The organism is Allobosea sp. 05T439, assembly GCF_056396005.1.
This window is the reverse complement of the sequence record NZ_JBFTKP010000007.1, coordinates 16,637-36,464: the sequence shown is the minus strand read 5'-3', so window position 1 is coordinate 36,464 and position 19,828 is coordinate 16,637. Positions and strand designations below refer to the sequence as shown.

The following is a 19,828-nucleotide window of genomic DNA, read 5'->3' as shown; positions in this document are numbered from 1 at the left end:
CGCTATCCTCCGTCAGCCACCCGCGCCGAGCGCGGCAACCGCATCCTGTGCAATCCTGCCGATCGCGGCGTCAGCGGCAGCGCGCCTCTGCAAACTGGTGCCGAACTCGGCACTGTCCCGCCGCGCCGGCTCGGGCAATTGAGCCCAGAGGCCGGCGGCCTTGCCGAATTCGTTATGCGCAAGCGCATTCTCCAGGCGGATCACCAGCGTTGCAGGGTCGTTTGCGCCGGTATCTCCGACCGGGCGAATGGTGACGACCTTGCTGGCGAGCCCAAGCAGGCGATCCTGCCAATCCTTGGCGGCCGGCGTCATTTCGCGATCGAACATGGCGCGATGAACCCGGAATTGCGCCAGCAGCGCATCCTGCGTCGGTGCGCCGGTTGTGGCGACGGCGGAGAGCGCGGCCAGTTGTTCGGCCGAGCCGCCGCCCTTGCCGAGAGCCGCGATATCGGCCGCGAAGGGCCTGCCGGCAGAAAGCGCGCCCTGGATGCGTTCGGCGAGCACGATGCGCGCGGCGGCAAATGCCTGCGGGCTCGGCGAGGCCGCGGACTTGGCCAGCGTCTCGACGGTGCCGAGGCGTTGCGTCAGCCCGGCGATGGCGGAGCTGTTCTCGGCCGTGGCCGGGGCGGGAGCGTTTGCGAGTTCCGCCAGCCGTGCTGCGGCGGTCTTTGCTTCCGCGGCGGCAGTGGCGGCAGCTTCCGATGTCGCGCTGACCCGGCGATCGAGCGCCTCCAGCGCTGCGCGCTGGGGCAGGCTTGTGACAGCACTTTGCAGATTGGTCGTCGTGCGCTGCAGGGTCTCTATGCGCCCCTTCAGTTCGGCGATCTGCTGTTCGCTGGTATCGGGCGTCGAGCGGGAACCGACCAGTGTCATGAGACCCGCCCCAAGGATGCCGCCGATCAGGCCGGTGGCGGCCAGAGCAGCCCATGGCAGCCGCGGAGGGGGAGACGGCTCGCCTGAAACGGGCGGCGCAGGCTCAGATGGAGCCAAGCCAACGGGCTCAGGCGCCGGAGATGTGATTCCGGGTGTGAATTCACTGGGTTGCGTGGCTGCGGGGGGAGGCTGGTCCGTCTCTGCCGAAGCAGCTTCTGGTGTCGTGGTCACTGCCGCCTCTACCCTACCGTCGATGGTCGGGGGAGTTCGCCGCTGGCGTCCGCGCGGCGTGGCTGTCTGCGGCTCGCTCATCGCATCCTTGTCCGTCTCGACGCCGGCCGGCGCGGCCACGGCCTGTCTAACATCCCCTGCGCGACGATTGCGAGCGGTCACTTGATCCAGCGCGGCCAGCAGGGCCGCCTCTTCGGGGTATTCCGCAACCAGAACCGTGCTGGCGCCTGCTGCGATCAAGGGGGCCGCAACCTCCGCCGAAAGCGTGACATGCGTCAGTTCCAGCGCCTGTTCACTGAGAGCGGAGGCGCGTGTCAGGGCGAGGAAGGTCTGGGCGCCTCGTGGTGAATAGTGAAGTGCGGCTTCGGCGCGCCCATCCCGCAGGCTGGCGGCCGCCACTTCGGGCAGGCTGGGCTTGGCCTCGGCCGCATAGGCCGTCCAGTTCGCGATCTCGTAGCCAGCCTTGCCCAGGCGCTCCGCGATATCGTCATGGCGGTCCCGGCCAGCGACCAGAAGCAGGCGTGCCGGCGTGGGGATGTTGCGCTGGACCAGAGCGATCAGGTCGTTGCGGTCGCCATCGGCACTGCGGGCATCCTCGAAACCGGCGTCGCGCATCTTCGCGGCCGTCCGCGCCCCGACGGTGAAGACCGGCAGGTCCCGCCAGGCGGATGGGGCATCGGCGAGGGCCGTCACAGCATTGCCGCTGGTCAGGATCAACGCCGCGAATGTGCCCTTGGGTACCGGTTCGGCGAGGCGGACCACATCGAAAAGCGGCGCCACGATCGGCTCATGTCCATGGGCGGCGAGCGCGCGAGCGCTGCGTTCGGCATCCGCCTGCGGTCTGAACACGAATACGCGCATGCGCCCTCCTGTCGCGTCGTTGGCGTTCATGGAACACCCGGCCTCATGAGTAGATCCCCGCCGGAGCCCTGGCGCGCAAGGCGCGTCCGAGTTCGGCGCCACGTTCCGCGGCCTCGCTGACGGGACCGCTGCAGCTATCTTCGGCCATCGCCCTGCCGTCGGGCGAGAGCAGCAGCCCGCGCAAATGGAAGCGGTCGCCCTCGACGGTGGCATGACCGGCGATCGGTGTCCGGCAGGAACCGTCGAGCTCGGTCAGGAAGGCACGTTCGGCGGCGAGTGCGATGCCGGTGTCACGGCAAAGGATCGGCTGGACAGCTTCCGTGCTTGCGGTGTCACCGATGCGAACCGCAACAGCGATCGCACCCTGGCCGACGGCCGGAAGCGATTCCTCGATGGAAAGGATGCCGCTTGCCTTGTCGGCGAGCCCGAGCCGCTTCAGCCCGGCGATGGCGAGCAGGGTCGCGTCGATCTCTCCACTCGCCACCTTCTCCAGCCGCCTTGCGACATTGCCGCGCAGCAGGACGATCTCGAGATCGGGCCGGGCGCGCCTCAGCATGGCCTGGCGGCGCAGCGAGGCCGAACCAACGACCGCGCCCTGCGGCAGGTCCGCAACGCGGGAAATGCCGCGTGCGATCAACGCGTCGCGCACATCCTCGCGGGGGAGATAGCCAGCGATGGTGAGGCCGTCGGGCAATTTGGTGGGAAGATCCTTGGCGGAGTGGACAGCGTAGTCGATCCGGCCCTCGATCTGAGCCTGGTCGATCTCCTTGGTGAACAGACCCTTTCCGCCGGCCTCCGAGAGGGGGCGATCGCGAATGGAGTCACCCGTCGTGACGATGATTTCGAGCGGCAGCTCGTCCTTTGCCCAGCCATGAGCCTCGGCGAGGCGGCGCGCGAACTCATTGGCCTGCGCCAACGCCAGGGGGCTGCCGCGCGTGCCGATGACAAAGCGGCCGACCTGGCGTCCGCGAACCGAAGCTGCGATCTCATTCATTCTCTTTGCGTCTTCCTGATGCCGGCCGCTGGCCGGCGAACTCCACGGCCTCTTGGCCTTATGCTCCGTGGCGCACTATACGAGGGAATCCCCGGCGCGAAACCGTCGGAGCTCCGCCCGCCTCTCCTTGTGGCCTGTTCCGGCCGAAACCTGTCCGAGATTTGTCGATCGATCATGCGCGTTCTGGGGATAGAGACGACTTGTGACGAGACCGCGGCTGCAATCGTTGGCGTCGATCGCGCCGGCGAGGCCAAAATCCTGTCCAACGAGATCCTGAGTCAGATCGCCGCACATGCGGCTTATGGTGGCGTGGTGCCGGAGATCGCGGCGCGCGCGCATGTCGAGGCCATCGACCGCATCGTCGCTCGCGCCTTCGCGAATGCCGGACTCAAGCCCTCCGAGATCGACGCGGTCGCTGCTGCTGCCGGGCCGGGTCTGGTTGGCGGCGTCATGGTCGGGCTGACCACGGCGAAGGCGATCGCGCTGGTAACCGGCCGCCCCTTCATTGCGGTGAACCATCTCGAAGCGCATGCGCTGACGGCGCGGCTGACCGACGACGTTGCCTTTCCCTATCTGCTGCTGCTGGTCTCGGGCGGGCATACGCAGCTCCTGGCGGTGCGCGGCGTCGGCGATTATCTGCGCCTGGGCGGAACCATCGACGACGCGGTCGGCGAGGCTTTTGACAAGATCGCAAAGATGCTCGGTCTGGCCTATCCGGGCGGCCCCTCGGTCGAGCGGGAAGCCGAGAAGGGCGATCCCGAACGCTTCGAGTTTCCGCGGCCGATGGCTGGGCGCCCCAATCCCGATTTCTCGCTTTCCGGCCTCAAGACCGCGGTCAGGCTGGTGGCCGAACGCATTGCGCCGCTCTCCGACCGCGACGTCGCCGATCTCTGCGCCTCCTTCCAGGCAGCGGTCGTCGACGTGCTGGTCGACCGCACGCGAGCGGGCCTGCGCGCCTGCCGTGGGGCCGGGATCATGCCCACGGCCTTGGTGGTCGCCGGTGGCGTTGCCGCCAACCAGCCGATCCGGCGCGGACTGACCCGCTTTGCGACCGAGGCCGGCCTGCCGATGGTCGCGCCGCCGGTCGCGCTTTGCGGCGACAATGGCGCGATGATCGCTTGGGCTGGGCTTGAGAGGCTGAGGCTCGGGCTTGTCGACGACATGAGCGCGGTTGCCCGGCCACGCTGGCCGCTGGACGAGTTCAAGGCCAAAGCGTGATCCGTGAGCGACGTGAGCGCGCCGAGATGAGCAAGGCCTTCGAGACAATCGGCGTCGTAGGCGGCGGCTCCTTCGGTGCCGCACTGGCTCTGGCCGCGGCGCGGGCCGGGCGAAACGTGCTGCTCTGGGCCCGTGATCCCGAGGCCATCGCGGCCATGCGGGAGCGTCGAGAGGTGCCGCGCCTGCCCGGCGCGACGTTGCCTGCCGCCGTATCGCCGGTTGCCGAGCTTGCCGCGCTTGCCGATGCACAGGCGCTGATCCTCGCGGTTCCGACCCAGGCGCTGCGACAGGTCTGCACCGCGCTCGCGCAAGCCTTGCCGGATGGCGTGCCGACGATCTCGGCGGCCAAGGGCATCGAGCAGAAGAGCGGCTTGTTCACGACGCAAATCATCGCCGAGCTTTGGCCCGGTGCGGTCCCGGCCATCCTGTCCGGTCCGAGCTTTGCCGCCGATATCGCACGCGGGTTACCGACGGCTCTGACACTGGCAGCGCGCGAGGCGGATCTGGCGCAGGATCTGGCCGAGGCGCTGAGTTCTGCCTCCTTTCGCATCTATCACGGCGTCGACATCCGTGGCGTCGAGATCGGCGGAGCCGCGAAGAACGTGCTGGCGATCGCAGCGGGGATCGCGATMGGGCTCGGCTATGGCGAGAGCGCCCGTGCCGCGCTGGTGGCGCGTGGCTTTGCCGAACTCAGGCGCTTCGGCGAGGCTTTTGGTGCGCAGCCGGAAACGTTGATGGGGCTTTCGGGGTTGGGCGATGTCGTGCTCTCCTGCGCGTCCGCACAGTCACGCAATTTCGCCTATGGGTTGGCGCTCGGCCAGGGCAAGACACCGGCCGAGGCCGCTGGAGGCAAACTGGCCGAGGGCGCCTTCACGACGTCGGTCCTGGCAGAGATGGCGCAGGCACGCGGCATCGAGACGCCCATCGCCGAGGCCGTTGCGGCCATTATCGCCGAACGCATCGGCGTTCGCGAAGCGGTCACGGGATTGCTGGCGCGACCGGTCCGGGCGGAGAACTGAGTTGGCGCGAAAGCCTCTGCGACGCGCGGCCATGGCGGTGAGTGCAGGTCTCGTGCTTGCCCTGGGGCTGGAGTTCCTGCAGATCGCCCGAACGGTTCCTGAACTCGCGGCTCCCGACGAACAGGCGACCCGCGTCCTCATCGAGAAGGCCGCACGTCAGCTGACCTTGGAACGGGATGGCCGCGTCCTGGCCCGCTATTCGGTGGCGCTGGGTTCGAGTCCGGTCGGTGATAAGGTGAAGGAGGGCGACGGCCGGACTCCGGAAGGCGTCTACGACATTGATTTCAAGCACCCGCGCAGCCGCTATCACCTCGCGCTTCGCATCTCCTATCCTGATCGCCTGGATCGTGAGGACGCCGAGCGCGCAGGTTTTGCCCCGGGTGGCGACATCATGATCCACGGCATTCGCAACGGGCTTGGTTGGCTGGGCCGGCTGCACCTCAGCCGCGACTGGACGGATGGCTGCATTGCGGTCACCAATGCCGAGATTCGCGGGATCTGGGCTCGCGTTGCGCAAGGGACCCGGGTCGAGATCCGGCCGTAACGCAGCGACGTAGCAGAGGCAGCAATGGCAGGCGACTGGTCGGATCTGAGCAAGCGGGTGGCGCGCGGCGTCGCTGAGGTACGGAAGACCACCGGCTCGGAGCTGGTTGCCGAGAGCATGCCGGTGGCGTTGGCCGGGCGTGTGCCGGCCGGACCGGTGATCCAGCATCGACGGCGGCGCGGCGACGACACCCACCGCTTCGTGCTGATTCTGCCCTTCGGCGAGGGCGAGGTCAGGGTCGAACTCGGCCCGCAGGATTATGCCGCGCTGACACGCGAGATGGTGCGATTCTGGAACGAACAGGGCGAGGCCGCGCTGCGTCCGCCTGCTCCGACGAAAGAGGATGACGTCTGATGGCTCACTGGCTGGTCAAATCCGAACCATCGGTCTGGTCCTGGGATGACCAGGTCAAGGCGGGCGCCAAGGGCACGCATTGGGATGGCGTGAAGAATCATACGGCCAAGCTCAACCTGATGGCGATGAAGCTCGGCGACCAGGTCTTCTTCTACCACTCGAACGAGGGGCTCGAGGTCGTGGGCATCGTCGAGGTCATCAAGGAGCACTATATCGCGAACCCAGGCGAGCCCTGGGTCTATGTCGACTTCAAGGCGGTGAAGCCGCTGCCGAAGCCTGTGACCCTTGCTCAGGTGAAGGCAACGCCGGAACTCGCCAAGATGGCGCTGGTCACGTCCTTCCGCCTGTCCGTGCAGCCGGTGACCGACGATGAATGGGCACTGGTCTGCAAGATGGGCGGGCTCTGAAGGATTGACGAGCTCTGCGACCTCTTGCGGTCGCAGGGGTCAAGCCATAACTATACCGTCCAGACGGTATAGTTATGGAGAATGGACGTGCGTAGCAGCAAGAAGGCGGCGTTGCTCGAGGCAGCGGGCGCGATCATCGTCGGGGGCGGTATCGACGCCCTGACTTTCGACAGGCTCGCAGCCGAAACCGGCGTGAGCAAGGGCGGCATTCTCTACCATTTCCCCGACAAGGAGCGCCTGCTGATCGCTCTGGTCGAGGGCATCATCAGCCTTGTCGATCTTGCGATCGCCGAAGAACGCGCGAGCGCTGCCGAGCCCGATGGGCCGGGCCGCTGGCTGCGCGCCTATATCCGCATGGCCTTCACCGACGGAGGCGATGTCGACCGGCTGCTCGGGATCCTGCTGGCGGGATTGCCTCCGGAGTCGCCGGCGCTGGTGCCCTTGCTCAGCGCCGACCGTCGCTGGCTCGAGGCCGCCTGTTCGGATGGCCTGCCGCGCGGGCTGGCGATTGCCATCCGCCTTGCCGTCGACGGCGCCTTCGTCACCAAGCTCGACCCCGCCGATACGGCGGCTGCGCGCGAGGCGCTCCTTAAGCTGACCAAGGCCGCGCAATGACGCCTGCACGTGGTGCGGTGCCGGGGCGCGACCCGGCCGTCGATGCGATCAGGGGCATCGCCCTGTTCGGCATCCTCGTCGTCAACCTGCCCTTCTTCGCCATGCCGTTCGGCTTTGGCGGCGATTGGTGGCGCTCCGCCTTTCCCGGCGCTCTGGATCATCTTGCAGTGTTCCTGATCCAGGCCCTGTTCGAAGCGAAATTCGTTCTGATCTTCTCGTTTCTGTTCGGCTATGGCGCGGCGCGGCAGATCGCAACCAACGGCGAAGGGCGCTATCGGCGTCGCCTGCTCGCGCTCGGATTGCTCGGCGTTGCCCATGGCCTGCTGCTCTTCGCAGGCGATATCCTACTGGCTTACGCGCTTCTCGGAATGATCCTGCCGCTCGCGGCCCGCTGGTCGCTGGGACGCCTGCTCAAGGCGGCTGCCCTGATGTGGCTGCTGGCGATCCTGACCCATGCCCTGCTTGCAATCATCGGCATCATCGAGCCCGATCCGGCCACCGGTGCGGATGCAGCCGTCGTTGCGGTGCATCGTTCCGGCGATTTCCTGGCGATCGCGCGCTATCGGCTGATGGAATGGGCGATCTTCTATGGGCTGGCGCCCTTGATCACCTTGCCGCATGTCGCGGGCATGTTCTTCCTCGGCATGGCCGCCTTCCGCCATCTCGGCACCGCCTCGCTGAGCAGCCTCGCCGCACCGGGCGCGGCGTTGGCGCGCTTTCTCTGGCTGCCCGCCCTCGTCGGCAATTTCGCCTATGCCGCGGCGGCGATGGCGCCTCCCGGCCCGGCGAAACCGGCCTTTGCTGCAGCGGAACTCATCCTGCGCGGCGTCTTCCCGCCGCTGATGAGCCTCGTGATGATCGGCGCCGGCCTGAGTTTCTTCAACCGGCCGCTCGGCATGCGCATTGGCCGGATCTTTCAGGCGGATGGCCGCCTGTCCCTTTCGCTCTACATGTCCGAGTCGATCGTCTGCGTGCTGATCTTTCTCGGTTATGGCCTTGGCCTTTACGGGCGCCTCGGGCCCGCCGCCTGCATGCTCGCGGCAGCCGTCATCTACGCGTACCTGCTGGTGCTGGCGTCACTATGGTCGCGGAGTTTCAGCAAGGGGCCGTTCGAGTGGTTCGTCGAGCGCATGGCAGGGCCGCGTCGGTTGCGGCAATGACGGCCAATTTTGCGCGATAACGGGCAATCCGGCGCGTGGCGAACCGATCCGACCCTCGCCAAAAGTCTTTGAAACCAAAGTGCGAGGGCGCGTGGCTTGCCGCCGCTCTTTCGCGCTTTATGATGCGCGCAATTCGAAAGAAGCGGTCGTTATTTGCCGAGGAATCCGGCACTCATGCCATGAGCCGCGACGAAGATGGGCTGATTGCGGTCCAAGTCCGGGGAGAAGTCTTCTATGTCCGACAAGATCTATGACGTGCCGGCCGCATGGGCCAAAAAGGCGTATCTGAACGACGCCAAATACAAGAAGATGTATGCGGCCTCGATCAAGGACCCCGACAAGTTCTGGGCCGAGCACGGAAAGCGGATCGACTGGTTCAAGCCCTTCAGCAAGGTGCGGAACGTCAGCTACAAGCCGGGCAAGGTCTCGATCAAATGGTATGAAGACGGCACCACGAACGTTTCCTACAACTGCGTCGACCGGCATCTGGCGACGCGCGCCAAGCAGACGGCCATCATCTGGGAAGGCGACGATCCGTCGGAATCCAAGAAGATCAGCTACGGCCAGCTCTATACCGAGGTCTGCAAGTTCGCGAATGTGCTGAAGGCGCAGGGCGTCAAGAAGGGCGACCGCGTCACGATCTACATGCCGATGATCCCCGAGGCGACCTATGCGATGCTCGCCTGCGCGCGGCTCGGTGCGGTGCACTCGATCGTCTTCGGCGGCTTCTCTCCGGATTCGCTGGCCGGGCGCATCGCCGATGCGACCTCGGACGTGGTGATCACGGCCGATGAAGGCCTGCGCGGCGGGCGCAAGGTGCCGCTCAAGGTCAATGTCGACGCGGCGGCCGAAAAGGCCCCGGTCAAGACCGTGATCGTGGTCAAGCGGACCGGCGGCGATGTCGCGATGCAGGAGGGCCGTGACGTCTGGTATCACGAGGAGGCGGCGAAGGTCTCCGGGCATTGTCCGCCGGTCGAGATGAAGGCGGAGGACCCGCTCTTCATTCTCTACACCTCGGGTTCGACTGGTAAGCCCAAGGGCGTCCTGCACACCACCGCCGGCTATCTCGTCTATGCCTCGATGACGCATCAATACGTCTTCGACTACCATGACGGCGACATCTACTGGTGCACGGCCGATGTCGGCTGGGTCACCGGGCACAGCTATATCGTGTACGGCCCGCTGGCGAACGGCGCGACGACCCTGATGTTCGAGGGCATTCCAACCTATCCGACGATCTCGCGCTTCTGGGAGGTCGTCGACAAGCACAAGGTCAACATCTTCTACACCGCGCCGACTGCCATCCGTTCGCTGATGGGCGCCGGCGAGGAGCCTGTGAAGAAGACCAAGCGTAAGTCGCTGCGCCTGCTCGGCTCGGTCGGCGAGCCGATCAATCCGGAGGCCTGGGAGTGGTATCACCGCGTCGTCGGGGATGATCGCTGCCCGATCGTCGATACCTGGTGGCAGACCGAGACGGGCGGAATCCTGATCACGCCGCTGCCCGGTGCGACCAAGCTCAAGCCCGGCTCGGCAACAAGGCCCTTCTTCGGCGTCAAGCCGGAGATCGTCGATGCCGAAGGCAAGGTGCTGGAGGGGGCGACCGAAGGCAATCTGGTGATTGCCGAGAGCTGGCCCGGCCAGATGCGCACGGTCTATGGCGACCACAAGCGCTTCGAGGAAACCTATTTCGCCACCTACCCAAACAAGTACTTTACCGGTGACGGCTGCCGGCGCGACGCAGACGGCTATTACTGGATCACCGGCCGCGTCGACGACGTGATCAACGTGTCCGGCCACCGCATGGGCACGGCGGAGGTCGAGTCGGCACTGGTGGCGCATCCGAAGGTCTCGGAGGCCGCGGTGGTCGGCTATCCCCATGACATCAAGGGGCAGGGCATCTACGCCTATGTCACGCTGATGCAGGGAGAGGCGTCGAGCGAGGCGCTGCGCAAGGAACTGGTCGCCCATGTGCGCAAGGAGATCGGCCCGATCGCCTCGCCGGATCTGATCCAGTTCGCGCCCGGCCTGCCGAAGACGCGGTCGGGCAAGATCATGCGCCGTATCCTGCGCAAGATCGCCGAGGACGAATTCGGCGCGCTCGGCGATACGTCGACGCTGGCCGATCCCGCCGTGGTCGACGATCTGATTTCAAACCGTCAGAACAAGCGCAAGGCGGGCTGAGGCCGGCCACAGCATCGGTGCGAAGAGCGGAAAGTGGTTATCGCACCGATGCAAACACAAGAAGGTCAGATGATCTGATCGCTCCGACATCGTGCCCGACCTTGTGGCGCGCATGATGTCTCAGGATGCATTTGCGGGGAGACGGTGATGGTCGGGATTTTGCCCGACCATGGCGGCTCAGTCAGTCTTCCCTGCACTCTTGCGCTTGCTGGTGCCGGGCATCTTCCGTCCGTACAATTCGAGCCTGTGACGGACGATCTCATAGCCGAGTTCGGCAGCGATCTTGGCCTGTAGCGCCTCGATCTCCGGCGACGAGAATTCGACKACTTGACCGGTCTCGACATCGATCAGATGATCATGGTGATGCTGGTCTGCGTGCTCGTAGCGCGAGACGCCGTCCTCGAACGCGTGGCGTTCGATCGCGCCTTGAGTCTCCAGCAGCTTCATCGTCCGATAGACCGTCGACAGCGACAGGGTCGGGTCGTGCGCGAAGGCGCGCGTGAAGATGCCCTTGGCGTCGGGGTGGTCGTCGGCCTCGGCCAGCACGCGCAGAATCAGCCGGCGCTGCTGCGTCATCCGCAGTCCCGCCCGCCTGAGTTCCTCCTCGAAGAGGGCTACCCGTTTGTCGATTCCCTTCATGCCACCGGGATAGCATGTTGAGACGCATTCGCAAAAATCGAGGCTTATCGCAAATCATTTGCAATTGCGTTGACAGATGCAAGTGATTTGCATTAGCGTAAATGGATCGAGCCTGTAGCAGGAGAGATCATGCCTTCGCGTCGACGCTTCACGATTCTGGCCGCCGCCATCGCCTTCGCGGCCGGTTTTGCAGCAACGAGCCAGGGAGTGTTGGCTCAGGCGGGGCAGGCCAAGCCGTTGCGCGTCGTCACGACCTTCACGGTGATCCAGGACATCGCGCAGAACGTCGCTGGCACTGCAGCGATCGTGGAATCGATCACCAAGCCCGGTGCCGAGATCCATGACTACCAGCCGACGCCGCTCGATGTGGTGAAGGCGCAATCGGCCGATCTCGTGCTCTGGAACGGCTTGAATCTCGAGCGCTGGTTCGAGCGCTTCTTCKAGAACGTCAAGGATGTGAAGAGCGCGGTCGTGACCGAAGGCATCGTGCCGATGGGCATCAAGGAGGGCCCCTATGAGGGCAAGCCCAATCCGCATGCCTGGATGTCGACGGCGAGCGCGCTGATCTATGTCGAGAACATTCGAAAGGCGCTGGCGGCTGCGGACCCTGCGAATGCCGAGACGTATTCCAGGAACGCGAAGTCCTATTCCGAGCAGATCAGGGCGATCGACGCGCCGTTGCGTGCCCGGCTCGACAAGGTGCCGGAAGGCCGCCGCTGGCTCGTTTCCAGCGAAGGCGCCTTCAGCTATCTCACGCGCGATTTCGGCTGGCGGGAGGCCTATCTCTGGCCGATCAATGCCGATGAACAGGGCACACCGCAGCAGGTGCGTCGCCTGATCGATCTCGTGCGCAAGAACACGATTCCCGCCGTCTTCAGCGAGAGCACGATCTCCGACAAGGCTGCCAGGCAGGTCGCCCGCGAAACCGGAGCGGCCTATGGCGGCGTCCTCTATGTCGACTCGCTTTCCGCCGAGAACGGGCCGGTACCGACCTATCTGAAGCTGCTGGAGGTGACCGTCGACACGATCGCGAAGGGGTTCGGGCAGTGAACATTCATGTGACTGGCCGACCGGGCGCGCTTGGCCTGACACCCTCGATCACGGTCGAGGGCGTGACGGTGCGCTACAGCAATGGCGTGACAGCGGTGAACGATGCCTCCTTTGCCCTCGGCGCGGGCACGATCTGCGCGCTGGTCGGCATCAATGGCTCGGGCAAGTCGACCCTGTTCAAGACGCTCATGGGCTTTCTTAAGCCGGCTCAGGGCCGCGTCGCGATCGCGGGATTGGAGGTGCGGCAGGCGTTGAAGCGCGGGCTCGTCGCCTATGTGCCGCAGTCCGAGGAGGTCGACTGGAGCTTTCCGGTTCTCGTCGACGATGTCGTGATGATGGGACGCTACGGCTATATGGGCCTGATGCGCATGGCCCGGCGCGCCGACAAGGAGGCCGTCGAGGAGGCGCTCGCGCGCGTCAATATGCTGGATTTCCGACGCCGCCAGATCGGGGAACTCAGCGGTGGCCAGCGCAAGCGCGTCTTTCTCGCGCGGGCGTTGGCGCAGGGCGGGCAGGTCATCCTGCTGGACGAGCCCTTCACCGGTGTCGACGTCAAGACCGAGGATGCGATCGTCGGCCTGATGCGGGAATTGCGGTCCGAAGGGCGGCTGATGCTGGTTTCGACCCATAATCTCGGCTCGATCCCGGATTTCTGCGACCAGGTCGTGATCTTCAACAAGACCGTGCTGGCGGCCGGCCCGACCGCGACCACCTTCACGGAAGCCAATCTGCAACGGGCCTTCGGCGGCGTACTCCGGCATTTCCGGCTCGGGGGCGCGCAACTCCACGACGATGCCGACGACCGGCGCGTCACCGTCCTGACCGACGACGAACGTCCGCTCGTACTCTATGGCGAGCGCGATCACGAGGTGGTCGTCGACGCCAGCAGGGATGCGGTCCGGTGATCGACCTCCTGCTCGAACCCTTCGCCTACCAGTACATGGTCAAGGCCATCTGGGTCTCGGCGCTGGTTGGCGGCGTCTGCGCCTTCCTGTCCTGCTATCTGATGCTCAAGGGCTGGTCGCTGATGGGCGACGCGCTGGCGCATGCGATCGTGCCGGGCGTCGCGCTCGCCTATCTGCTGAAGCTGCCCTATGCCGCCGGTGCCTTCCTCTCCGGCCTGCTGGCAGCGCTCGCCATGTCCCTGGTCCGGGTGCGCACGCAATTGCGGGAAGATGCGGTGATCGGCATCGTCTTCACCACGTTCTTTGCTGTCGGGCTGCTGATCGTCTCGATCAACCCGACTTCGGTGAACGTCCAATCGATCGTGCTCGGCAACATCCTGGGTATCTCCGACGAGGACGTCGTCCAGGTCGCGATCATCGCCTTCGTCTCTCTGGTGATCCTGATAGTGCGCTGGAAGGACCTGATGCTGGTCTTCTTCGACGAGAACCAGGCACGCAGCGTCGGGCTCTCGCCGACGCGCCTGAAGATTCTCTTCTTMGTGCTCCTCAGCGCCTGCACGGTCGCAGCCCTGCAGACGGTCGGAGCCTGCCTCGTGATCGCCATGGTGGTGACGCCGGGCGCAACCGCCTACCTGCTTACCGACCGTTTCGGTCGCCTGATCATCATCGCGGTTGCGATGGGTGTCACGACCAGCGCGATCGGCGCCTATGCCAGCTACTTTCTCGACGGTTCGACCGGCGGGCTGATCGTGGTCTTCCAGACCGTATTGTTCCTGCTCGCCTTCATCTTCGCGCCTAAGCACGGCCGTCTTGCGGCGCGCCGGGCGGCCCGGGCCCTTCCGGAGCAAGCCGCATGAGCCTGATCGAAACCTGGTTCCTTTCGCCGTTCGCGCATGAGTTCATGCAGCGGGGGCTGATCGTCGCGGTGCTGGTCGGCCTCGTCTGCGCGGTGCTTTCCTGCTTCCTCGTGCTCAAGGGCTGGTCGCTGATGGGTGATGCGGTCTCGCATGCGGTGCTGCCCGGTATCGTGCTCGCCCATATCCTGAGCTTGCCGCTGGCGATTGGCGCCTTCGCTGCCGGGCTCGGCTGCTCCGTCGGTATCGGCTACCTCAAGCAAAACAGCCGGGTGAAGGAGGACACGGTGATGGGCATCGTCTTCTCCGGCATGTTTGCGCTGGGGCTGGTGCTCTTCGTCAAGGTCGATAGCGACCAGCACCTGATGCACATCCTGTTCGGCAACATGCTCGGCGTGCGTTGGGCCGATATCGGGGAGACGGCGCTGATCGCGGTGCCGACCATCGCGATCATGCTGGCGAAGCGGCGCKATTTTCTGCTTGTCTCCTTCGATCCGGCTCATGCGCGTGCCATTGGCCTGCCGGTCGCAGCGCTGCATTTCGGCTTGCTGATACTGCTGGCGCTGACGATCGTCGCGGCACTCAAGGCAGTCGGTATCATCCTGGTCGTTGCGATGCTGATCGCGCCGGGGGCCATCGGCTATCTGATGACGCGCCAGTTCGACCGAATGCTCATCGTGGCGGCCGGCGTCGCGACCGTCTCAAGCGTGCTCGGCACGATCCTGAGCTTTCATCTCGATGCCGCGACCGGCCCATGCATTGTCGTGGTCCAGGCCGGCTTCTTCCTCGCGGCGCTTGCCCTCAATCTCTGGCGCGCCTCGCGACGCGCCAGTCTCAGCGTCAGCGCGTCATGGGTGCAATGACGCTCACGCGGCCCTGGTCTGGTTTCTCGCCAGGCCCGGAACGATGCCGGAGAGGATCTCGTAGGAGCGCTTGCGAGCGCTGTGATCGTGGATCGGTGCGGTGACCATCACCTCGTCGGCCCCTGTCGCGTCGAGGAACGCATCGAGCTGGCGCTTCAGGCTTTCCGGCGAGCCGACGAAGGCGTAGCGCAGCATCTGCGAGACATGCGCTTTCTCGGCCGGGGACCAGTAGCTTTCGATATCGTCGATCGGTGGCTGCAGCTTGCCGCGCGTGCCGCGAATCATGTCGATGAAGCGCTGCTGGACTGAGGTGAAGAGATAGCGAGCCTCCTCATCCGTATCGGCGGCAATGACGTTGATGCCCGGCATCGCATAGGGCCGATCCAACTGCTCTGACGGCTTGAAGCGCTCGCGGTAGATCGCAAGCGCCTGAATCAGTGCGTCCGGTGCGAAATGCGAGGCGAAGGCGTAGGGCAGGCCGAGTTCTGCAGCGAGCTGCGCGCCAAACAGGCTGGAACCCAGGATCCAGAGCGGCACCTCGGTGCCTCCCCCTGGCACGGCCTGCACCACCTGCCCGGGCTGCACGGGCGCGAGGAAAGCCTGCACCTCGAGCACATCCTGAGGAAAGCTGTCCGAGGCCATCGGGTCGCGTCGCAGGGCCCGGACCGTGCGCTGGTCGGTGCCCGGAGCGCGGCCGAGGCCGAGATCGATTCGGCCCGGATAGAGCGATTCCAGCGTTCCGAACTGCTCGGCAATGACGAGAGGCGCGTGGTTGGGCAGCATGATGCCGCCGGCACCAAGGCGGATGGTCTTGGTTCCAGCCGCAAGATAGCCGATCACCACCGCCGTTGCGGCGCTGGCGATGCCGACCATGTTGTGATGCTCGGCGACCCAGTAGCGGCGATAGCCGAGCGCCTCGGCGTGGCGAGCAAGGTCGAGCGAATTGCGCAGAGCGTCGCCGGGCTCCTGCCCCTCGATCACCGGGGAGAGGTCGAGGACCGAGAAATCAACCATGCAGCGCTCCTGCGTATCGACGCCCGGCTCATCATGCCGCGCCCGTGGCAGATGGGAGTGCTGCCGGCTTGCGTCCAGCCCCTTCGCGATCTGGCATGGCGCCAATGCAGAAGCGTTCTGGCGAGACGATCCATCCGCGACGCGGCACACTGGACGGCGGCTCGAAACGGCTCCAGAAGGGCGCAATCGATGCGGCGGAGTGAGATATGAAGCAGGAGATCAAGAAAATCTCGGCAGAGCTCCTGATCCGCAATGGCTACCAGGGCTTCCGCTTCCGGGATGTCGCAGACGTCCTCAACACGACGCGCGCGAACATCCACTACTACTACGGCAACAAGCTCAACCTCGCCGAGGAGGTGATTGTCGACTACGTCGAGCAGACGCTGGCCAACTGGGAGGCGAACTGGCGCAGCGACAAGAGCTTTGAAGAGAAGATCCATGGCATGATGGAGTCGAACCGTCAGCGCTATCTCCGCTACAATCCAACGGCCACGACCGCCAATCCCTGGAGCCTGATCGGCCGGATGCGGCTGGAGCAGGATGTGATCGGCCCAAAAGCGCGCGAGGCGCTGGCTCAGTTCGGTGCGACGCTCGAGAATCTCGTGGTCGCCGGAATTGATCAGGCCGTGGCACGGGGCGAGCTTTCCAACGACATCCCGCGCGGCGATATCGCGCTGCAACTGGTCGCCATCGCCAATAGCGCCGGGCCGATCACGCAGGATGGCGGGAATTTCGATCGGCTCGAGCAACTCTATCGCTCATTCAGCCGTATCGTGCACCATGCCTATGGTCACAGGCGGGCCTAGCGCCCGGCTCAGGGAACGCTGAGGCGGGATTCGCGTTTCGTTTCATGTCGCGACGTGTATCGCGACAATCAGTGATCCGAAGCGGGGGATGTCATGGCGAGCGCGGTCAAGAAGGCCAATCCGGCCACGCAAAGCCTGCGCAAGGAGCAGGCGGAGCAAAGGAAGGCGCAACGCGGGAAGGGCAAGGACGCCGAACTGAACGATGCTCTTCGGGCGACCTTTCCGGCCAGCGATCCTGTTGCCTTGGAAAGCCCGACGAGAACAGGAGCGGCGAAGCGGACGTGATCCGGTGGCTCAAGCTTCGACTATCGTTTGCATACATATTTCCTGGTTATTTGGGGCTGTCTTCGAATGCCTTAGCTGAAGGGGCCTGCATCCGCATGATTTTGCATGCAAGATGCGAGGGGCGTTGACGCCCCGCCGGGGTGCACCCATAGTCGGCGCCCTTGTCGCCAACGCCTGCCGAGCCATGCCCCGCCCGACGCCTTCCTCCGCCCTTGCGAAACTGCGTGTTCTCGATCTGTCACGTGTGCGGGCCGGGCCGACCTGCGCACGCGTCTTTGCGGATTTCGGTGCCGACGTGATCAAGGTCGAAAGCCCGCCGGGGCTCGATCCGAACGAGAACATGAGCGGCGCGCGGCATGGCTATGACATGCAGAACCTGCACCGCAACAAGCGCTCGCTGACGCTGAATCTGAAGACTGCCGAGGGCAAAGCGATCCTGCTCAAGCTGATCGAGAGTGCCGATCTGCTGATCGAGAATTTCCGCCCGGACGTGAAGGACAGGCTCGGGCTCGATTTCGAAACGCTGCACAAGCTCAATCCGCGCCTGATCCTGGTCTCGGTCTCCGGATTCGGCCAGAGCGGTCCCTACCGGACCMGTGCCGGCTTTGACCAGATCGCCCAGGGGATGGGTGGAATGATGTCGGTCACCGGCCTGCCGGGGCAGGGGCCGGTGCGCGCCGGAATTGCCGTCGCAGACTCGGCTGCGGGCCTCTATGGCGCGCTTGGGGCGCTGGTGGCGATCACCGAGCGCGAGACGTCGGGGCTCGGCCAATGGGTCCAGACCTCCCTGCTCGAAGCCCAGATCGCGATGATGGATTTTCAGGCTGCGCGCTTCCTGGTCGAGGGAACGGTGCCGCCGCAGGCCGGGAACGATCACCCCTATTCGACGCCGATGGGCGTCTACGCGACGAAGAACGGCCATATCAATATCGGCGTCGGCGCCGAGGGCCATTGGCGCTGCTTCTGCAAGGCGATCGGTCATCCCCAACTCGGCGACAACCCGGTCTATGACAGCATGGAAAAGCGTTACGACAAGCGCCCGGAACTGCGGGTCATCATCGAGAGCATCCTGACCCAGAGGGATTCGGCGCATTGGCTTGCGGCCTTCGAGGACCATGCCGTTCCGGCCGGACCGATCTATGCCGTCGACGAGATGTTCGACGACCCGCAGGTGCAGCATCTCGGCATCGCACAGCCGGTCAGCCATCCGATCCTTGGGGATTTCAGGGTGGTGGGCGAGCCGGTCGGCCTGTCGCGGACACCCGCCGGTGTCGTCTCGCCGACGCCGGAGGCAGGGGAGCACAATGCCGAGATCCTGGCCGAACTCGGCTATGGCTCAGGAGCGGTCGCGCGGTTGCGCGAGGCCGGGGCGATCTGAAGGAGCAGCGGGCTGATGAACGACGAGATTCTTTACGATTTGAAGGACGGGGTCGGCACCATCACCCTCAACCGTCCGCAGGCCCGCAACGCGCTGACCTTCGGGATGTATGACCGCATCGCCGCGATCTGCGGCGACATCGAGGGCCATGGTTCACCCAAGGTGCTGGTCCTGACCGGGGCAGGTGACAAAGCCTTCGCTGCAGGCACCGACATCTCGCAGTTTCGTGCGTTCAACAAGCCAGAGGACGCCCTCAACTACGAGACGCGGATCGAGGAGATCATCACCACGATCGAGAGCTGTCCGATTCCGACAATCGCGGCGATCTCGGGCGCCGTGACCGGCGGTGGAGCCGCCATCGCCTGTGCCTGCGATCTCAGGGTCGCGACGCAGTCGGCCCGCTTCGGCTTCCCGATCGCGCGCACGCTCGGCAACTGCCTGTCGATGAACAACCTCGCCCGGCTCGCCTCGCTGCTTGGGCCCGCGCGGGTCAAGGACATGGTCTTCACGGCTCGGTTGATCGAGGCGGAGGAAGGCCACCGCGCCGGCCTCTACGGCGAGCTGGTGGCCGATCATGCGGCTCTGCTCGCGCGGGTCGGAGAGTTGGCGCAGACCATCGCGGGTCATGCGCCGCTGACGATGCGCGCCACCAAGGAAGGCTTGCGCCGGATCGCCGCTGCACGCGGCCATGCCGACGACGAGGACCTCGTCCTGATGTGCTACATGAGCGCTGACTTCCGCGAGGGCATGGAAGCCTTCCTGGCCAAGCGCGCGCCCAACTGGCAGGGGCGATAGAGCTGCCCGTCAGGGCGTCTCATGCTCGTCATCGCCCTGCCGCGTTGGCGTCTCGGCCGCATGCTCCCCGCCCGGGTTGGCGGCGGCGAGGATGGCGGCGAGGCTATTGGCAAAATGGATCTGGATGAGCCGCGCCAGGCCCTCGCCATCGCGGGCGACAAGGGCGGCGAGCATGGCATCGTGCTCCTGCATCGCCGCCTTCCAGCGCGTGGGCTGAAGGTTCGGAAGGTATTTCGCGCGCTCGATGCGTGCGGACAATCCCTCCCAGGCTTCGAGCAGGGCCGCGTTGCGCGCCGCCTCGACAAGTGCCCGATGAATCTGCTGGTTGAGCGCGAAATACTCCAGCTGCTCGGCGCGCGCCTGGTGCCGCATCATCCGGTAATGCAGCATGCCGATCTCGGCGACGGTCTCGTCCGAGATGTTCTTGCAGGCGAGCCGCGCCGCCAGGGCTTCCAGGGTGCTGACGACTTCGTAGAGGCCCAGGATATCGTCGAGGGTCAGCGAAGCGACTTCGGCGCCGCGATTCTGCGTCAGTCTCACCAATCCCTGTGCTGCCAATGTGCGCAGGGCCTCCCGCAGGGGCGTGCGCGAGACGCCGAGCTGTTCGCAGATCTCCTGCTCCCGCAGCTTCTGTCCCGCCGGCAATTCGCCGGTGATGATCATCCGGCGCAGCGTCGCGACCGTCGCGCCATGCAGTCGCCCCTTGCGACCAGGCTGAGGGCTGCCGGTCTCGGGAACAGGCGTCGGCGTCGTGGTCATGAGGCCTCGGGTCACGGGCGGAA

The 19,828-nt window shown here is 65.4% G+C and carries 21 protein-coding genes; 16 read left to right on the top strand and 5 right to left on the bottom strand.

The window, feature by feature from the left end; translation table 11 throughout:
* Window positions 1–12: 12 nt before the first annotated feature.
* On the bottom strand, window positions 13–1,965 hold the full coding sequence (locus AC1DIO_RS09920; protein WP_441505639.1) for a uroporphyrinogen-III synthase: 1,953 nt from the start codon (window positions 1,963–1,965) through the stop codon (window positions 13–15).
* A gap of 43 nt (window positions 1,966–2,008) precedes the next feature.
* A complete protein-coding gene (gene hemC, locus AC1DIO_RS09915) occupies window positions 2,009–2,959 on the bottom strand; it encodes a hydroxymethylbilane synthase (RefSeq protein ID WP_476768845.1) in 951 nt (316 codons plus the stop codon).
* A gap of 174 nt (window positions 2,960–3,133) precedes the next feature.
* Here hemC and tsaD point away from each other — a divergent pair, with 174 nt between their 5' ends.
* The 8 genes from tsaD to acs all read left to right on the top strand — a co-directional run bounded on the left by tsaD (window position 3,134) and on the right by acs (window position 10,457).
* Entirely contained in the window at window positions 3,134–4,177 is a 1,044-nt protein-coding gene (gene tsaD / locus AC1DIO_RS09910; RefSeq protein ID WP_441505637.1) for a tRNA (adenosine(37)-N6)-threonylcarbamoyltransferase complex transferase subunit TsaD, read from the top strand.
* 26 nt (window positions 4,178–4,203) lie between these two features.
* On the top strand, window positions 4,204–5,196 hold the full coding sequence (locus tag AC1DIO_RS09905; protein WP_441492195.1) for an NAD(P)H-dependent glycerol-3-phosphate dehydrogenase: 993 nt from the start codon (window positions 4,204–4,206) through the stop codon (window positions 5,194–5,196).
* Between the two features lies 1 nt (window position 5,197).
* Entirely contained in the window at window positions 5,198–5,740 is a 543-nt protein-coding gene (locus tag AC1DIO_RS09900; protein ID WP_476768846.1) for a L,D-transpeptidase family protein, read from the top strand.
* Window positions 5,741–5,764: 24 nt separating this feature from the next.
* Entirely contained in the window at window positions 5,765–6,094 is a 330-nt protein-coding gene (locus AC1DIO_RS09895) for a hypothetical protein (RefSeq protein WP_069878906.1), read from the top strand.
* Complete coding sequence (locus AC1DIO_RS09890) at window positions 6,094–6,501, top strand: EVE domain-containing protein (protein WP_069878907.1); 408 nt, start codon at window positions 6,094–6,096, stop codon at window positions 6,499–6,501. The genes AC1DIO_RS09895 and AC1DIO_RS09890 overlap by 1 nt, the downstream gene beginning before the upstream one ends.
* Before the next feature lie 87 nt (window positions 6,502–6,588).
* A complete protein-coding gene (locus AC1DIO_RS09885; protein WP_441505634.1) occupies window positions 6,589–7,116 on the top strand; it encodes a TetR/AcrR family transcriptional regulator in 528 nt (175 codons plus the stop codon).
* On the top strand, window positions 7,113–8,276 hold the full coding sequence (locus AC1DIO_RS09880; RefSeq protein WP_441505633.1) for a DUF418 domain-containing protein: 1,164 nt from the start codon (window positions 7,113–7,115) through the stop codon (window positions 8,274–8,276). Before AC1DIO_RS09885 ends, AC1DIO_RS09880 begins: the two co-directional genes overlap by 4 nt.
* Window positions 8,277–8,510: 234 nt before the next feature.
* Window positions 8,511–10,457, top strand: a complete 1,947-nt coding sequence (acs, locus tag AC1DIO_RS09875) for an acetate--CoA ligase (protein ID WP_113516085.1) — start codon at window positions 8,511–8,513, stop codon at window positions 10,455–10,457.
* Between the two features lie 177 nt (window positions 10,458–10,634).
* On the opposite strand, the gene AC1DIO_RS09870 is transcribed toward acs, so the two are convergent.
* Window positions 10,635–11,096 (bottom strand): Fur family transcriptional regulator, encoded by a 462-nt coding sequence (locus AC1DIO_RS09870; protein ID WP_176733307.1) that lies wholly within the window; start codon window positions 11,094–11,096, stop codon window positions 10,635–10,637.
* Window positions 11,097–11,225: 129 nt separating this feature from the next.
* On the opposite strand from AC1DIO_RS09870, the gene AC1DIO_RS09865 reads away from it, so the two are divergent.
* The 4 genes from AC1DIO_RS09865 to AC1DIO_RS09850 are packed head-to-tail and all read left to right on the top strand — an operon-like array spanning window position 11,226 to window position 14,768.
* Complete coding sequence (locus tag AC1DIO_RS09865) at window positions 11,226–12,146, top strand: metal ABC transporter substrate-binding protein (protein ID WP_476853368.1); 921 nt, start codon at window positions 11,226–11,228, stop codon at window positions 12,144–12,146.
* Window positions 12,143–13,051 (top strand): manganese/iron ABC transporter ATP-binding protein, encoded by a 909-nt coding sequence (locus AC1DIO_RS09860; RefSeq protein ID WP_441505631.1) that lies wholly within the window; start codon window positions 12,143–12,145, stop codon window positions 13,049–13,051. The genes AC1DIO_RS09865 and AC1DIO_RS09860 overlap by 4 nt, the downstream gene beginning before the upstream one ends.
* Window positions 13,048–13,908: a metal ABC transporter permease gene (locus AC1DIO_RS09855; RefSeq protein WP_476853367.1), complete on the top strand. Its 861-nt coding sequence runs from the start codon at window positions 13,048–13,050 to the stop codon at window positions 13,906–13,908. The genes AC1DIO_RS09860 and AC1DIO_RS09855 overlap by 4 nt, the downstream gene beginning before the upstream one ends.
* On the top strand, window positions 13,905–14,768 hold the full coding sequence (locus AC1DIO_RS09850; RefSeq protein WP_476853366.1) for a metal ABC transporter permease: 864 nt from the start codon (window positions 13,905–13,907) through the stop codon (window positions 14,766–14,768). The genes AC1DIO_RS09855 and AC1DIO_RS09850 overlap by 4 nt, the downstream gene beginning before the upstream one ends.
* Before the next feature lie 3 nt (window positions 14,769–14,771).
* Here the strand turns inward: AC1DIO_RS09850 and AC1DIO_RS09845 are convergent, their stop codons facing one another.
* A complete protein-coding gene (locus AC1DIO_RS09845) occupies window positions 14,772–15,782 on the bottom strand; it encodes an LLM class flavin-dependent oxidoreductase (protein WP_441505628.1) in 1,011 nt (336 codons plus the stop codon).
* Window positions 15,783–15,988: 206 nt separating this feature from the next.
* On the opposite strand from AC1DIO_RS09845, the gene AC1DIO_RS09840 reads away from it, so the two are divergent.
* The 4 genes from AC1DIO_RS09840 (at window position 15,989) to AC1DIO_RS09825 (ending at window position 19,046) form a co-directional block, all read left to right on the top strand.
* Window positions 15,989–16,588, top strand: a complete 600-nt coding sequence (locus AC1DIO_RS09840) for a TetR/AcrR family transcriptional regulator (RefSeq protein WP_441505627.1) — start codon at window positions 15,989–15,991, stop codon at window positions 16,586–16,588.
* A 93-nt stretch (window positions 16,589–16,681) separates the two neighbouring features.
* Complete coding sequence (locus AC1DIO_RS09835; RefSeq protein WP_441492216.1) at window positions 16,682–16,873, top strand: hypothetical protein; 192 nt, start codon at window positions 16,682–16,684, stop codon at window positions 16,871–16,873.
* A 184-nt stretch (window positions 16,874–17,057) separates the two neighbouring features.
* Window positions 17,058–18,251, top strand: coding sequence for a CaiB/BaiF CoA transferase family protein (locus AC1DIO_RS09830; RefSeq protein ID WP_476853365.1), 1,194 nt, complete (start codon window positions 17,058–17,060; stop codon window positions 18,249–18,251).
* A 15-nt stretch (window positions 18,252–18,266) separates the two neighbouring features.
* A complete protein-coding gene (locus tag AC1DIO_RS09825; protein WP_441492184.1) occupies window positions 18,267–19,046 on the top strand; it encodes an enoyl-CoA hydratase/isomerase family protein in 780 nt (259 codons plus the stop codon).
* Window positions 19,047–19,055: 9 nt separating this feature from the next.
* Here the strand turns inward: AC1DIO_RS09825 and AC1DIO_RS09820 are convergent, their stop codons facing one another.
* Entirely contained in the window at window positions 19,056–19,805 is a 750-nt protein-coding gene (locus tag AC1DIO_RS09820; RefSeq protein ID WP_441492183.1) for a GntR family transcriptional regulator, read from the bottom strand.
* Window positions 19,806–19,828 lie beyond the last annotated feature (23 nt).

What these genes read in the sequence shown, in the direction of transcription:
- AC1DIO_RS09920 (WP_441505639.1), bottom strand. Translation starts at nt 1,965, where the DNA reads ATGCGCGTATTCGTGTTCAGACCGCAGGCGGATGCCGAACGCAGCGCT.
- tsaD (WP_441505637.1), top strand. Translation starts at nt 3,134, where the DNA reads ATGCGCGTTCTGGGGATAGAGACGACTTGTGACGAGACCGCGGCTGCA.
- AC1DIO_RS09820 (WP_441492183.1), bottom strand. Translation starts at nt 19,805, where the DNA reads ATGACCACGACGCCGACGCCTGTTCCCGAGACCGGCAGCCCTCAGCCT.
- AC1DIO_RS09895 (WP_069878906.1), top strand. Translation starts at nt 5,765, where the DNA reads ATGGCAGGCGACTGGTCGGATCTGAGCAAGCGGGTGGCGCGCGGCGTC.
- AC1DIO_RS09825 (WP_441492184.1), top strand. Translation starts at nt 18,267, where the DNA reads ATGAACGACGAGATTCTTTACGATTTGAAGGACGGGGTCGGCACCATC.
- acs (WP_113516085.1), top strand. Translation starts at nt 8,511, where the DNA reads ATGTCCGACAAGATCTATGACGTGCCGGCCGCATGGGCCAAAAAGGCG.
- AC1DIO_RS09835 (WP_441492216.1), top strand. Translation starts at nt 16,682, where the DNA reads ATGGCGAGCGCGGTCAAGAAGGCCAATCCGGCCACGCAAAGCCTGCGC.
- hemC (WP_476768845.1), bottom strand. Translation starts at nt 2,959, where the DNA reads ATGAATGAGATCGCAGCTTCGGTTCGCGGACGCCAGGTCGGCCGCTTT.
- AC1DIO_RS09840 (WP_441505627.1), top strand. Translation starts at nt 15,989, where the DNA reads ATGAAGCAGGAGATCAAGAAAATCTCGGCAGAGCTCCTGATCCGCAAT.
- AC1DIO_RS09890 (WP_069878907.1), top strand. Translation starts at nt 6,094, where the DNA reads ATGGCTCACTGGCTGGTCAAATCCGAACCATCGGTCTGGTCCTGGGAT.
- AC1DIO_RS09845 (WP_441505628.1), bottom strand. Translation starts at nt 15,782, where the DNA reads ATGGTTGATTTCTCGGTCCTCGACCTCTCCCCGGTGATCGAGGGGCAG.
- AC1DIO_RS09880 (WP_441505633.1), top strand. Translation starts at nt 7,113, where the DNA reads ATGACGCCTGCACGTGGTGCGGTGCCGGGGCGCGACCCGGCCGTCGAT.